Annotated in this window: 12 protein-coding genes; 7 read left to right on the top strand and 5 right to left on the bottom strand. The window is 69.3% G+C overall.

What is annotated here, in order from left to right; translation table 11 throughout:
• Positions 1-85 precede the first annotated feature (85 nt).
• Positions 86-1,564 carry an Asp-tRNA(Asn)/Glu-tRNA(Gln) amidotransferase subunit GatA gene (gatA, locus tag AC0L6G_RS02180; protein ID WP_291536762.1) on the bottom strand — a complete coding sequence of 493 codons (1,479 nt, stop codon included), beginning with the start codon at positions 1,562-1,564 and terminating at the stop codon, positions 86-88.
• A 2-nt stretch (positions 1,565-1,566) separates the two neighbouring features.
• Positions 1,567-1,854: an Asp-tRNA(Asn)/Glu-tRNA(Gln) amidotransferase subunit GatC gene (gene gatC, locus AC0L6G_RS02175; RefSeq protein WP_291536763.1), complete on the bottom strand. Its 288-nt coding sequence runs from the start codon at positions 1,852-1,854 to the stop codon at positions 1,567-1,569.
• 113 nt (positions 1,855-1,967) lie between these two features.
• Between gatC and ruvX the strand changes: the two genes are divergently transcribed.
• The 4 genes from ruvX to pyrC all read left to right on the top strand — a co-directional run bounded on the left by ruvX (position 1,968) and on the right by pyrC (position 5,867).
• On the top strand, positions 1,968-2,447 hold the full coding sequence (gene ruvX, locus AC0L6G_RS02170; RefSeq protein ID WP_291536765.1) for a Holliday junction resolvase RuvX: 480 nt from the start codon (positions 1,968-1,970) through the stop codon (positions 2,445-2,447).
• Positions 2,444-3,367: an AEC family transporter gene (locus AC0L6G_RS02165; protein WP_293826074.1), complete on the top strand. Its 924-nt coding sequence runs from the start codon at positions 2,444-2,446 to the stop codon at positions 3,365-3,367. The genes ruvX and AC0L6G_RS02165 overlap by 4 nt, the downstream gene beginning before the upstream one ends.
• A gap of 39 nt (positions 3,368-3,406) precedes the next feature.
• Positions 3,407-4,387 carry an aspartate carbamoyltransferase catalytic subunit gene (locus tag AC0L6G_RS02160; protein ID WP_293826077.1) on the top strand — a complete coding sequence of 327 codons (981 nt, stop codon included), beginning with the start codon at positions 3,407-3,409 and terminating at the stop codon, positions 4,385-4,387.
• Between the two features lie 202 nt (positions 4,388-4,589).
• Positions 4,590-5,867, top strand: coding sequence for a dihydroorotase (pyrC, locus tag AC0L6G_RS02155; RefSeq protein WP_473252780.1), 1,278 nt, complete (start codon positions 4,590-4,592; stop codon positions 5,865-5,867).
• 10 nt (positions 5,868-5,877) lie between these two features.
• Here the strand turns inward: pyrC and ubiM are convergent, their stop codons facing one another.
• Together ubiM and AC0L6G_RS02145 are read right to left on the bottom strand one after the other, a co-directional pair.
• A complete protein-coding gene (gene ubiM, locus AC0L6G_RS02150; RefSeq protein ID WP_293826081.1) occupies positions 5,878-7,059 on the bottom strand; it encodes a 5-demethoxyubiquinol-8 5-hydroxylase UbiM in 1,182 nt (393 codons plus the stop codon).
• 61 nt (positions 7,060-7,120) lie between these two features.
• Positions 7,121-8,053, bottom strand: a complete 933-nt coding sequence (locus AC0L6G_RS02145) for a glycerophosphodiester phosphodiesterase family protein (RefSeq protein WP_293826083.1) — start codon at positions 8,051-8,053, stop codon at positions 7,121-7,123.
• 126 nt (positions 8,054-8,179) lie between these two features.
• Here AC0L6G_RS02145 and plsY point away from each other — a divergent pair, with 126 nt between their 5' ends.
• Positions 8,180-8,818, top strand: a complete 639-nt coding sequence (gene plsY / locus AC0L6G_RS02140) for a glycerol-3-phosphate 1-O-acyltransferase PlsY (RefSeq protein ID WP_293826085.1) — start codon at positions 8,180-8,182, stop codon at positions 8,816-8,818.
• Positions 8,815-9,885, top strand: a complete 1,071-nt coding sequence (gene dprA / locus AC0L6G_RS02135) for a DNA-processing protein DprA (protein WP_473252779.1) — start codon at positions 8,815-8,817, stop codon at positions 9,883-9,885. Before plsY ends, dprA begins: the two co-directional genes overlap by 4 nt.
• On the opposite strand, the gene AC0L6G_RS02130 is transcribed toward dprA, so the two are convergent.
• On the bottom strand, positions 9,882-10,079 hold the full coding sequence (locus AC0L6G_RS02130; protein WP_473252778.1) for a hypothetical protein: 198 nt from the start codon (positions 10,077-10,079) through the stop codon (positions 9,882-9,884). The two genes, dprA and AC0L6G_RS02130, sit on opposite strands and share 4 nt — an antisense overlap.
• Positions 10,080-10,217: 138 nt before the next feature.
• Between AC0L6G_RS02130 and topA the strand changes: the two genes are divergently transcribed.
• Entirely contained in the window at positions 10,218-12,836 is a 2,619-nt protein-coding gene (topA, locus tag AC0L6G_RS02125) for a type I DNA topoisomerase (RefSeq protein ID WP_473252777.1), read from the top strand.
• Positions 12,837-12,927 lie beyond the last annotated feature (91 nt).

Here is a 12,927-nt window from a genome sequence, read left to right as displayed (position 1 = left end):
GTTGGCTCCCAGGTCTTGCAACTGGGGCCATCAGACGCCCGCCAGGGGCAGGCGTCAATGCGACCTTCCTACGCGACGGGGCGGCCTACCACCATTTGCCCGGCTTGGCCGTAAATCCTGCGGCGCGCTCCAGGGCCGCGCCGACCTGGAACACCGTCGCCTCGTCCAGCGCCTTGCCGATGACCTGAAGACCCAGCGGCAGGCCGCCGGAATCCACGCCCGCCGGCACCGAAATGCCCGGAAGGCCGGCCAGATTGGTCGTCACCGTGAAAACGTCGTTCAGATACATGGTCAGCGGGTCGATCTGCTTGTCGCCCAGCGCGAAGGCGGCCGAAGGCGTCGACGGCGTCAGAATGGCGTCCACCTGACCCCAGACATTGTCGAAGTCCTCGGCGATGCGACGACGCACCTTCAGCGCCTTGACGTAATAGGCGTCGTAGAAACCGGCCGACAGCACATAGGCGCCGATGGTCAGGCGACGCTGGACCTCCTTGCCGAACCCTTCCGCGCGAGAGGCGGCGTACAGGTCGTCCAGCGACGTGAACGTCTCCGCACGGTGCCCGAACCGCATCCCGTCATAGCGGGCCAGGTTGGACGAGGCCTCGGCCGGCGCCACGATATAATAGGTCGGCAGAGCGTATTTGGTGTGCGGCAGGCTGATCTCGACGATCTCGCAACCCGCGTCCTTCAGCCAAGCCACGCCCCGATCCCATAGGGCCTGGATCTCGGCAGGCATGCCGTCCACGACATATTCGCGCGGCACGCCGATCCGCAGTCCCTTGACCGACTGACCCACCGATTTCGTCCAGTCGGGCGTCTCGATGTCCAGGCTGGTCGAATCCTTGGCGTCAAACGAGCACATGGAGCGCAGCAAAAGGGCCGCGTCCTCGACCGTCTTGGTGATCGGTCCGGCCTGGTCCAGCGAACTGGCGAAGGCCACCATGCCGAAACGGCTGGCGCGGCCATAGGTCGGCTTGATCCCGACCGTGCCGGTGAAGGCGGCGGGCTGACGTATCGAGCCGCCGGTGTCCGATGCGGTGGCGGCCAGGCACAGGTCCGCCGCCACGGCCGAAGCCGAACCGCCCGACGAACCGCCCGGCGTCAGCTCGGCGTTCGAGTCGGTCGACTTCCACGGGTTCTTGACCGGACCGAAGGCCGAGGTCTCATTGGAAGAGCCCATGGCGAACTCGTCCATGTTCAGCTTGCCCAGCATGACCGCCCCGTCGCGCCACAGATTGGCGGTCACGGTCGATTCATAGGGCGGGACGAAGCCGCGCAGCATGTTCGATCCGGCCGTCGTCTGCACCCCCTCGGTGCAGAACAGGTCCTTGATGCCCAGGGGCGCGCCTTCCAACACGCCGCCCGCGCCTGCCGCCAGACGGGCGTCGGACGCCTTGGCCATCTCCAGCGCCTTGTCCGTCGTCACTTCCACATAGGCGTTCAGCGTCGGGTTCGAGGCTCCGATATTGGTCAAGAAGGCCTGGGTGATTTCGGCGGACGAGAATTCCTTGGCCTTCAGCCCGTTGACGGCCGCCTTCAGGGTCAGTTTGGTCAGGTCGCTCATGATCAGTCGACCACCTTGGGCACGACGAAGAAACCGTCGGCCGATTTCGGGGCGTTGGACAGGACGTCGGCGATCCGGTCGCCGTCCGTCACCACATCCTCGCGCAGGCGCAGGGGCTGGGCCACGTTCGATGTCATGGGCTCGACGCCGTCGACATCCACCTGATCCAGCTGCTCGATCCAGGCCAGGATGCCGTTCAGCTCCTGGGCCAGCGGCTCCAGCCGATCCTCGGGGGTCTTGATGCGGGCGAGATGCGCGACCTTGCGCACCGTCGCAGCGTCGATGGCCATGCGGCCCTCCAATGCACGTCGATAGGGACTGTATCGGCGGGATTAGCCTTCCGACCCCGGATTCACAAGGCGACGCCTTTGACTTCCTGCGGTTTGCGGCCTACCGCCCGGCCGTGCCCGTCCTCGACCTCCTCGACCTGCCTGCCGCCTGCCCGCCCGACACGCCGTGGATGGGGCTGGACCTGGGCGAGAAGACCATCGGCGTCGCGGTGTCGGACGCCACCCGCCTGATCGCCTCGCCGCTTGAGCTGATCCGCAAGTCCAAGTTCACGCATGAAGCCGAACAGCTGTTCAAGCTGATGGCCCATCGCCAGGTCTCGGCCCTGATCGTCGGCCTGCCGGTCAACATGGACGGCTCGGAGGGGCCGCGCGCCCAGTCATGCCGCGCCTTCGCCCGTAATCTGGAGCGGCTGCGCCCCGTCAACGTCGCCTTCTGGGACGAGCGGCTGTCCACCAGCGCCGTCGAACGTTTCCTGATCGAGGACCTGGACCTGAACCGCAAGCGCCGCGCCCAGGTCGTCGACCGCACCGCCGCCGCCTGGATCCTGCAAGGGGCGCTGGATCGGGTGCGCGACCAGGCCAACTGGATTTGACGGCCCTGATCGCCGGCGTCCTGCCGGTCTTCCTGATGATCGCCCTGGGCTATGGCCTGAGGAAATCCGGCTTCCTGCCGGACGCGGCCTGGCGGCCGATCGAGAAGCTGTCGATCAACATCTTCTATCCCAGCTTTCTGATTCCCGCGATCTGGCATGCAGACCTTGCGGGCGGCGGGGCGACGGTGGTGGGGGCCGCGGCGGTCGCGGCGACCCTGATCGTGGCGGCGGGAACCTTTGCGGCCAGGCCCCTGATCACCCTGGACGGCCCGGCCTACACAAGCGTCTTCCAGGGCGTGATCCGCTGGAACAGCTTCGTCTTCGTGCCGGTGATCCAGTCGGTCTACGGTTCGGAAGGCACCGCTCTGGCCGCCGTGGCCATCGCCTTCATCATCCCCGTCACCAACATCGCCTGCGTCGCCGTGCTGGCCAGATGGGGGTCGCTGCATCGCGAGCCGTCGGTCGTCGGCCTGGTCAAGTCCATGCTGGCCAACCCCATTCTGCTGGCCTGCCTGATCGGCCTGGCGCTGAACCTTCTGCGCGCGCCCCTGATCCCCGGCCTGTCGGATGCGATGGACCTGCTGGGCGCCGCCGCCCTGCCGCTGGGCCTGATTGTCGCCGGGGCGGGTCTGTCCTTCGCCGAGGTCAAGCGCCGCCGCACGACCATCGCCGCCGTCGCCCTGGTCAAGCTGGGCGTCATGCCGCCGCTGATGTGGTTCGTCGCCTGGGCGCTGGGCGGCGACGCCCTGGCCCAGGGAGTCGCCCTGATCTGCGGCGCGGCCCCCGGCTCGGCCGCCTCCTATATGCTGGCGCGCCAGATGGGCGGCGACGCGCCCCTGATCGCCGGCGTCATCGCCCTGACCACCGCGGGCAGCGCCCTGGTCATTCCCGTCCTGCTGACCCTGTTCCACTTCACCTGACTGGCGTTAGGCCCGAGTCGCGCCTATAGCGGCGTCTCGATGACCCAGCCCGTTCAAGTCACCGATCAGACCATCCAGCAGCGGCTGGTTCCCTTTCCAAGGCCGCATTTCCTGGCCGCGTCGGACCTGAATCCGTTCGTCGTCCCGCAACTGCTGGACCTGGGCGACGCCTTCGTGGACTTCAATCGCCAGTCGTCCAAGGCGCTGGACGTGCTGCACGGCCGGACGGTCGTGAATCTGTTCTTCGAGAACTCGACCCGCACCGCCTCCTCGTTCGAGATCGCCGCCAAACGGCTGGGCGCCGACGTCGTGACCATGCCGGTCGCCGCCTCCTCGGTGAAGAAGGGCGAGACCCTGATCGACACGGCCGTCACCCTGAACGCCATGAAGCCCGACATCCTGGTCGTGCGCCATTCGGCCTCGGGCGCCGCCGAGCTGCTCAGCCAGAAGGTCGGATGCGCCGTCGTCAACGCCGGGGACGGCCGCCACGAACACCCGACCCAGGCCCTGCTGGATCTTCTGTCGCTGCACCGCGCCTTTGGAGACGTGACCAGCCTGACCGTCGCCATCTGCGGCGACATCACCCACAGCCGCGTCGCTCGCTCCAACGTCGCCCTGTTGCAGATGATGGCCGCGCGCGTGCGCCTGATCGGGCCGCCGACCCTGGTGCCGGGCGACGCGGATCGCTGGGGCTGCGAGGTCTTCCACGACATGCGCGAAGGCTTGCAGGGCTGCGACGTGGTGATGATGCTGCGCCTCCAGCTGGAGCGGATGGCCGGCGCCCTGGTGCCTTCCACCCGCGAATACTTCCGCTTCTGGGGCCTGGACCGCGAGAAGCTGGCCTGGGCCAAGCCGGGCGCCAAGGTCATGCACCCCGGCCCGATGAACCGCGGCGTCGAAATCGATTCCGACGTCGCCGACGATCTGGACGTCTCCCTGATCCAGGATCAGGTCGAGATGGGCGTCGCCGCCCGCATGGCCGTGCTGGCCTCCCTCTCCGCTCGTTGGGGAGATAAATGATGACAACGCTTCAGATCCTCCCCCGCATCGCGGGGGAGGGGGACCGCGCGCAGCGTGGTGGAGGGGGCGAAAGCGGACTCCGCATCTGCCGCCTGCGTTTGACTCAGTTGCAGCCATCCGACACCACACGCGTCTTCGCCCCCTCCACCGCTTCGCGGTCCCCCTCCCCCGTTCCGCTTCGCTTCACGGTGGAGGATTTTCGATGACTCGTTTCGCCATCCTCAATGCCAGGCTGCTCGACCCCGCCAGCGACTATGATGGTCCTGGCGGCGTGCTCGTTCATGACGGAAAAATTGTCGAAGTCATCAGAGGCTCAACAGCGGACTTCCTAGCTGACATAGAGACCATCGACGCCGACGGCCTGTGCCTGTCGCCCGGCCTGATCGACATCCGCGTCAAGACCGGCGAACCGGGCGCCGAGCCCAAGGAGACGCTGAAGTCCGCCAGCCTGGCCGCCGCGGCCGGGGGCGTGACCACCATCGTCGTCCAGCCCGACACCGACCCCGCCGTCGACGACCCGGCGATGATCGACTTCATCCAGCGTCGCGGCGCGGCCCTGAACCTGGTCAATGTCCGCGCGGCCGGCGCCGCGACCAAGGCCCTGGGCGGCGAACGCATGGCCGAGATCGGCCTGATGGACGAAGCCGGCGCGCTATACTTCACCGACGGCGACAAGGTCATCGTCAACAGCCGCACCCTGCAACGGGTGATGAGCTACGCCGCCGCCTTCAACGCCCTGATCGCCTGCCGCCCCTCCGACCCCTGGCTGACCGAAGGATCGGTCGCCGCCTCCGGCGAACTGGCCACGCGCCTGGGCCTGTCGGGCAGTCCCGCCATCGCCGAACGGATCGGTCTGGAGCGCGATCTGGCCTTGGTCGAACAGACCGGCGCCCGTTTCCTGGTCGACCAGATTTCGACCGAAGGCGCGCTGGAGACCCTGGCCCGCGCTCGCGCCAGGGGGCTGGAGGTCGCCGTCAGCGTCTCGATCAACCACCTGTGCTTCAACGAGGTGGACATCGGCGACTACCGCACCTTCTACCGGCTGGATCCGCCGCTGCGATCAGAGGCTGATCGCCAGGCCTTGATCGAGGCCGTGCGCGACGGCCTGATCGACGTGATCACCAGCGCCCACGCCCCCGCCCCGGCCGAGGACAAGCGCCGCCCGTTCAGCGAAGCCGCCCCTGGCGCCGTCGGCCTGGAGACCCTGCTGCCCGCCGCCCTGACGCTGCACCACGAGGACGGCCTGGACCTGCTGGACGTCCTGCGCCCCCTGACCCACGGCCCCGCCGCCCTGCTGGGCCTCGACGCCGGCGTCCTGGCCGAGGGCGCGCCCGCCGATCTGATCCTGTTCGACCCCGGCGCCCCGATCATCGTGGACGCCGACGCCCTGCATTCCAAATCCAAGAACTCCCCCTTCGACGGCCGCCGGCTCCAGGGCAAGGTGGTTGCAACCTGGGTGGGCGGACGGAAGGTTCACTGAGAACGGCGGCCTATGCCGTCAGCATCCGTTTCACCGCCGCCTTGAACGGCGCCGTCGCCTGCCCGGCCCTGAGCGCCAGGCCGCGCGCCAGCCGAGCGGGCGGCGTCTCTTCGGTGAACAGACGCACCAGGGCGTTGGTCCCCTGATACAGGGGCCAGCTGGCCAGCCGGTGTTCGTGCTGATAGCGGGCCAGAAGCCGCTCCGCGCCGATGTCGCCGCCGCGCGCCGACCGCACGACCTTGGCCAGGGTCTCCTGCCCCCGCAGACCCAGGTTGAAGCCGTGGGCCGTCACGGGGTGCATTCCCACCGCCGCGTCGCCGATCAGGGCGAACCCCTGGCCCGCGAACCGATGGCTCCAGGTCGTGGCCAGCGGGTAGGCGTGACGCGTCCCGACCAGTTCGAGCCCGCTCAGCCGCCCCTTCAGCCGCCGTTCCATCGCGACCGCGAAGGCCTCGGGCGACATCCCCGTCAGGTCCGCTATGGCCGGCGTCGCCAGCGTCAACACCACCGACGACACCCGCTGGTCCGGGTCGGCGACCGGCAGCAGGGCGACGGTCTGACCGTGGTCGAACCATTCGGTCGCCACATGGCCGTGCGGCTGCTCGTGGCGCATCCTGCACACCATCATCGAGCGGCCCAGCCGGTTGATCTCGGCCCCCACGCCCAACTGGTCGCGCATGAAGGAAAAGCGCGAATCCGCCGCGACCACCAGGCTGGCGCGGATGGTCGTCCCGTCGTCCAGCGTCAGCCGACCGCGCGGAGCGGCGGGCTGGATGCGACAGGCCGCCACCCGCCGACCCGCCATCAGGGTCACGCCCGCCTGGCTCTCGACGATTTCGAACAGGGCGCGCCGGATCAGGTGGTTGGGGATCAGCACGCCCAGTCGGTCCGCGTCCGCCGCGCCGAATGTCAGGGCGAAGGGCGAGCCGCCGTCCAGCACCCGCGCCTGGCGAAGGTCGGAGATGTCGTCCGCCGGGATCCGGTCCCAAACGCCCATCGTCTTCAACAGGCGCATCGAATGATGGGTCAGGGCGATCTCCCGCCCGTCGAAGGCCGGCGCGCGCAGCGCCGCCTCGTCCTGTCCCTCGATCACGGCGACCGACAATCCCGCGCCCGCCAGCGACCGGACGAAGGCCAGGCCCGCCGGCCCGGCGCCGACTACGGCGATATCGAAGTCCGAATTCTGGCTCATGGCCGGTTTCTGCCCCAGTCGAGCGCCGCCGCCCTTGATCGAGCGCAAATCGGCGCGGCGATCAACGCGGGCGGGGACAGGCCGCCGCCTTGGCCACCTCGGCGCCCAGCACCGACTTGACGGCCAGCGGCGTATCGGTGGCGATCACCGTCACCCCCTGGCGGACCAGGTCGCGGTATTCCGACACGTCTCCGTCGGCCGCATAGCGGTCGTCACGGCGCACCCCTTGCGCGCCCAGAGTGCCGAATTGCACCTCCACCCCCGCCTGGCGCAGCGCCCGCCACAGCGCCGGTCGCTCCTCGCGCGTTCCGGTCCAGGCCAGGATTTGCGGCGCGTTCAGTCCCCGCAGATCGTCCGTGCCGCTCAATCCGGCCGAAATCATCATCTCGGGCGCCATCGCCGCCACCGCCCGCGCATTGGCGTCGTCATAGGTGATCAGGATCACCCGGTCCCCGGCGCCAGCCCGTCGCACCTGATCGATCACCGCTCGCGCCAGGTCGACGGTCATCTCTCCCTCGGCGGGCTTCAGGTCGATGCTGGCGATGGCCCCGACCCGCCCGGCGGCGTCCAGGGCCTCGCCCAGGGTCGGCGGCGCCGCGCGCGTCAGGCCGCCGTTCGACGCCTTCAGCCGCGCCCGCTTCACCTGGGCCAGGGTCAGGTCCGCGACCTGCCCACGGCCCGTCGTGGTTCGGTCCATCGTCTCGTCATGCATCAGCACCAGATGGCCGTCGCGGGTCAGCGCCGCATCCAGCTCCACGATGGCGTCGGGGATGGCCCGACCCGTCGCCTCGATGGCGGCGATCGAGTTTTCCGGCTGGTCCGGCGCCGACACCGCCCGGTGCGCCGAAACGGCCACGCCGCCGTCGCGCACGCAGTCGAAATAGGCGGCCATCGCCGGTCCGCCGGCGGGCGGCGCGGCGGGCGCCGGCGCGCCCACGCAGGCGGCCGTGGACAACATCAGGGCGACAGCGGCGACAGTCGGACTTGGGCGCATCGTTCTCTCCGGCGGGCGGCCGGACCAGACGCCGCGCGGATCGCTGGGTCAAGAGGTCGGATCGCCCTTGCTCCCGGTCCTCCGCCGACGCATTTTGCCGCAACGACACGCGGGGAGCGAATCAAGGTGCAGGATCTGACAGGCCCCGCGATCGGGACCTTGGCGCTGGTCGCGCTCGGCGGCTATCTGCTCGGTTCGATTCCGTTCGGCGTGGTCATCACCCGCGCGGCGGGCGCCGGCGACGTGCGCAACATCGGTTCGGGCAATATCGGCGCGACCAATGTGCTGCGCACCGGACGCAAGGACTTGGCACTGGCCACCCTGTTGCTGGACGCGGGCAAGGGCGCGGCCGCCCTGTTGATCGCGCGCCATCTGTTCGGCGGCGAGACCGCCGGCGCCGTCGCTGGCGGCGCGGCCTTCCTGGGCCATCTGTTCCCCGTCTGGCTGGGCTTCAAGGGCGGCAAGGGGGTGGCCACCTTCTACGGCCTGCTCCTCGCGGCCGCCTGGCCGCTGGGCCTGATGGCGGCGGGCGTCTGGCTGCTGTCAGCCTTCCTGTTCCGCTATTCGTCGCTGGCGGCCCTGATCTCGTCGGCGACGGCGCCGCTCCTGGCGCTGGCGCCCCTGGCGGCCTTGGGCCTGCCGGTCGGCGCGCCGATCCTGATCCTGACCGTCTTCGCCGCCGTGCTGATCTGGGTGCGCCACCATCAGAACATCGCCCGCCTGCTAAAGGGCGAGGAGCCGCGTATCGGGGCCAAGAAGGCGTGAGCCTGGCCCCGGCCGAACGGTTCGCCCGGCTGCGGCTGGCCCGCACCGACCGCATCGGCCCCGTCGCCTTCGCCCAGCTTGTGACCCGCTACGGCTCGGCCGTCGCCGCTCTGGAGGCCCTGCACGGCTTGGTCCGCAAGTCCGCCGCCGCCCCGCCCCCGTCCGTCGAAGCGGTCGAGCGCGAACAGGCCGCCGGCGACGCCCTCGGCGCGCGCCTCTTGGTGCTGGGCGATCCCGACTATCCGCAAATGCTGGCCGCGCTGGATCCCCCGCCGCCGATCCTGTGGACGCGCGGCGACATCGGCCTGTTGAACCGCCCGTCCGTCGCCATCGTCGGCGCCCGCATCGCGTCTGCGGGCGGTCAGCGGATCGCGCGCGGCCTAGCCGGACAACTGGGCCAGGCGGGCCATGTCGTCGTCTCCGGCATGGCGCGCGGCATCGACGCCGCCGCCCACGAAGGCGCCCTGGAGACCGGAACCGTCGCCGTCCTGGGCGGCGGGGTCGACGACATCTATCCGCCCGAACACGCCGGCCTCTACGCCCGGCTGGTGGACCAGGGCTGCGTGGTCTCCGAAAGCCCGGTCGGCGCCCGCGCCCAGGCGCGCGACTTTCCCCGCCGCAACCGCATCATCTCGGGGCTGTCGCGGGGCGTCGTGGTGGTCGAGGCCGAAATTCGCTCCGGCTCCCTGATCACCGCCCGCCTGGCCGCCGAACAGGGCCGCGAGGTCTTCGCCGTGCCGGGATCGCCGCTGGACCCCCGGGCGCGCGGTCCCAACGAACTGCTGCGCCAGGGCGCCGTCCTGTGCGAGGGAATCGAGGACATCGAACGCGCCTTCGACGGCCTGCGCACCCTGCGCGAGCCGCCTTCGGCGCCGCTGCGCTTCGACGACGATCTGGACGACGCCTTCCTGGACCGGGTCGCCGCCCTGCTGTCGCAGACGCCCGCGCCGCGCGACGAGATCGCCCGCGCGCTGAACGTTCCGGTCGCCCAGGTCGCCGCCGCCCTGCTGGAGCTCAGCCTGACCGGCCGCGCCGAACTCCTGCCCGGCGGAATGGCGTCGCTTTAGTCGTCCGGCCGGTCCAGGGCCGCCGCCCTGGCCGCGTCCTCCAGCAGCCCGGCCAACCGGCCATCGCCCCCCTCGCGCGCCATCCGCGCCATTTCCAGCGCCATCGCACCGATATACTCCCGCGTCGGAAAGTTCTCCGCCTCGATGTCGTCCTGATGGTCCGACGCGGGCACCGGTGTCCTTGCGCTGGCCATGATCGTCTCCGTTGTCGCCGTCGCAATCTATCCGCGTTGCGGTAAAATACAACTACCTATGGCTGTAAGACGACGGGCCCGATTGACTCCCGGCTCTGCTCCAACCACGTTCGCGCCCCTTCCCGAGACCGGACCGATATGAACCTCGTCATCGTCGAGAGCCCCGCAAAGGCCAAGACCATCAACAAATATCTCGGCTCGGACTACGAGGTCCTGGCCTCCTACGGCCACGTCCGCGACCTGCCGTCCAAGGATGGCTCGGTCCTGCCCGACGACGACTTCTCCATGCACTGGGAGGCCGACGCCAAGGGCGCCAAACGCCTGTCGGAAATCGCCGAGGCCGCCAAGCGCGCCGACCGCGTCATCCTGGCCACCGACCCCGACCGCGAAGGGGAAGCGATTAGCTGGCACGTGCTGGAAGTGCTGAACAAGAAGAAGGCGCTGAAGGACAAGGATGTCCAGCGCGTCACCTTCAACGCCATCACCAGGTCCGCCGTGCTGGAGGCCATGGCCAATCCGCGCCAACTGGATATGGAGTTGGTCGAGGCCTATCTGGCCCGCCGCGCCCTTGACTATCTGGTCGGCTTCACCCTGTCCCCGGTCCTGTGGCGCAAGCTGCCGGGCGCGCGTTCGGCCGGGCGCGTCCAGTCGGTCGCCCTGCGCATCGTCGTCGATCGCGAGATGGAGATCGAGAAGTTCAGACCCCAGGAATATTGGTCCATCGAGGCCGACCTGACGGCAGACAGCCCCCCCTTCACCGCCCGCTTGGTCAAGCACGCGGGCAAGCGGGTCCAGCGCCTGGACATCAAGGACGAGGCCACCGCCTCGGCGGCCCGCGCCGCCATCCAGGCCGGCGACTTCACCATCCGCTCGGTCGAGAAGAAGCCGGTCCGCCGCAATCCCGCCCCGCCCTTCACCACCTCGACCCTTCAGCAGGAGGCGGCGCGCAAACTGGGCTTCACCGCCCAGCGCACGATGCAGGCGGCGCAGAAACTGTACGAGGGCGTCGACGAGACCGGCGGCCTGATCACCTATATGCGGACCGACGGCGTCTCGGTCAGCCCCGAGGGCCTGGCCCAGGCCCGCGAGGTCATCGGCAAGGAATACGGCCCGGCCTACGTCCCTTCGGAACCTCGCTTTTACAAGGTGAAGGCCAAGAACGCTCAGGAAGCGCACGAAGCGATCCGGCCGACCAACATCGCCCGCCATCCCGACAGCGTGCGCCTGGATAGCGACCTCCAGCGGCTCTACGAACTGATCTGGAAACGGATGGTCGCCTCCCAGATGGAGGCTGCGCGTCTGGACCGCACCACGGTCGAGATCGAGACGCCCGACGGCCAGACCGGCCTGCGCGCCACCGGCCAGGTCGTCACCTTCGACGGCTTCCTGGCCGTCTATGAAGAGGGCCGCGACGAAAGGCAGAAGGGCGCCGAAGGCGAAGAGGGCGACGACGATACGAGCCGCCTGCCCGTCCTGAAGGAAGGCGCCAAGGCCAAGGTCGACGCCGTGCGCGCCGACCAGCATTTCACCGAACCGCCCCCGCGCTATTCGGAAGCCACACTGGTCAAGAAGCTGGAGGAACTGGGCATCGGCCGCCCCTCGACCTACGCCTCGACCCTGTCGACCCTGCGCGACCGCGAGTATGTCCGCGTCGACAAGAACCGCTTCTACCCCGAGGACAAGGGTCGGCTGGTCACGGCCTTCCTGGAGCAGTTCTTCAGGAAGTGGGTCGAATACGACTTTACCGCCGCCCTGGAGACCCAGTTGGACGAGGTTTCGGCCGGCCAGTTGGACTGGAAGGTGCTGCTGCGCCAGTTCTGGCAGGACTTCCACGCCGCGACCCAGGCCGCCGGCGAACTGCGCACCACGGCCATCCTGGACGCCCTGAACGAAAGCCTGGGCGCCCATATCTTCCCGGACAAGGGCGACGGGTCCGATCCGCGCGAATGCCCCCTGTGCCGCCAGGGCCAGCTCAGTTTGAAGACCAGCCGTTTCGGCGCCTTCATCGGTTGTTCGCGCTATCCCGACTGCAAATACACCCGCCCCGTCGCCAGCCCCTCGGCCGAGGACGGGTCGGCCGAGAGCGGCGACCGCGAACTGGGAATCGATCCGGCCACCGGCCAGCCTGTCCAGTTGAAGATCGGCCGCTTCGGCCCCTATGTCGAGATCGCGCCGCCGGACGGGGAGAAGCCGAAACGCTCGTCCCTGCCCAGGGGCTGGTCGCCGGCGTCGCTGACGCTGGACCAGGCGCTGCGCCTTTTGGCCCTGCCGCGCGAGGTGGGGCTCCACCCCGAGGACGGCAAGCCGATCACGGCGGGCCTGGGCCGCTATGGACCCTTCGTCCTTCACGCCGGCACCTATGCGAACGTCTCCGACATCGACGAGGTGTTCGAGGTCGGCCTGAACCGCGCCGTGGCCCTGCTGGCCGAGAAGCGCGCCGGTCGTCCCGGCCGCGGCTCCGCGACCGCCCCGCTGAAGGACCTGGGCGCCCACCCGGAAACGGGCGAGCCGATCCACGTCATGGCCGGCCGCTTCGGCCCCTACGTCAAGTCCGGCAAGATCAACGCCACCCTGCCCAAGGGCGTGGCGCCGGAAGACCTGACGCTCGAAGACGCCCTCCCCCTGCTCGCCGCCAAGGCCGGCGCCGCGCCGAAAAAGAAGGCGCCCGCCGCCAAGAAGGCCGCTGCTCCCCAAAAGGCCGCCGCCAAGAAACCGGCCGCGAAAAAGGCCCCGGCCAAGAAGAAGATCGCCGAGTAACGCCCACGTCTCCTCCCCACTTGTGGGGAGGAGACCGCGTAGCGGTGGAGGGGCTCTCAAAGTCCCGCCGGCGCTTGCAGCGTTTCAGAAC

The organism is Brevundimonas sp. D3-1P (genome assembly GCF_055809335.1).
Note: the sequence above shows the minus strand (reverse complement) of the source record. Positions and strands in the feature narration are given on the sequence as shown.

Excerpts from the sequence above, each read along its gene's own strand:
- AC0L6G_RS02130 (WP_473252778.1), bottom strand. The coding sequence starts at position 10,079 with ATGGCCAGCGCAAGGACACCGGTGCCCGCGTCGGACCATCAGGACGAC.
- gatC (WP_291536763.1), bottom strand. The coding sequence starts at position 1,854 with ATGGCCATCGACGCTGCGACGGTGCGCAAGGTCGCGCATCTCGCCCGC.
- AC0L6G_RS02160 (WP_293826077.1), top strand. The coding sequence starts at position 3,407 with ATGACCCAGCCCGTTCAAGTCACCGATCAGACCATCCAGCAGCGGCTG.
- AC0L6G_RS02145 (WP_293826083.1), bottom strand. The coding sequence starts at position 8,053 with ATGCGCCCAAGTCCGACTGTCGCCGCTGTCGCCCTGATGTTGTCCACG.
- gatA (WP_291536762.1), bottom strand. The coding sequence starts at position 1,564 with ATGAGCGACCTGACCAAACTGACCCTGAAGGCGGCCGTCAACGGGCTG.
- pyrC (WP_473252780.1), top strand. The coding sequence starts at position 4,590 with ATGACTCGTTTCGCCATCCTCAATGCCAGGCTGCTCGACCCCGCCAGC.
- ubiM (WP_293826081.1), bottom strand. The coding sequence starts at position 7,059 with ATGAGCCAGAATTCGGACTTCGATATCGCCGTAGTCGGCGCCGGGCCG.
- topA (WP_473252777.1), top strand. The coding sequence starts at position 10,218 with ATGAACCTCGTCATCGTCGAGAGCCCCGCAAAGGCCAAGACCATCAAC.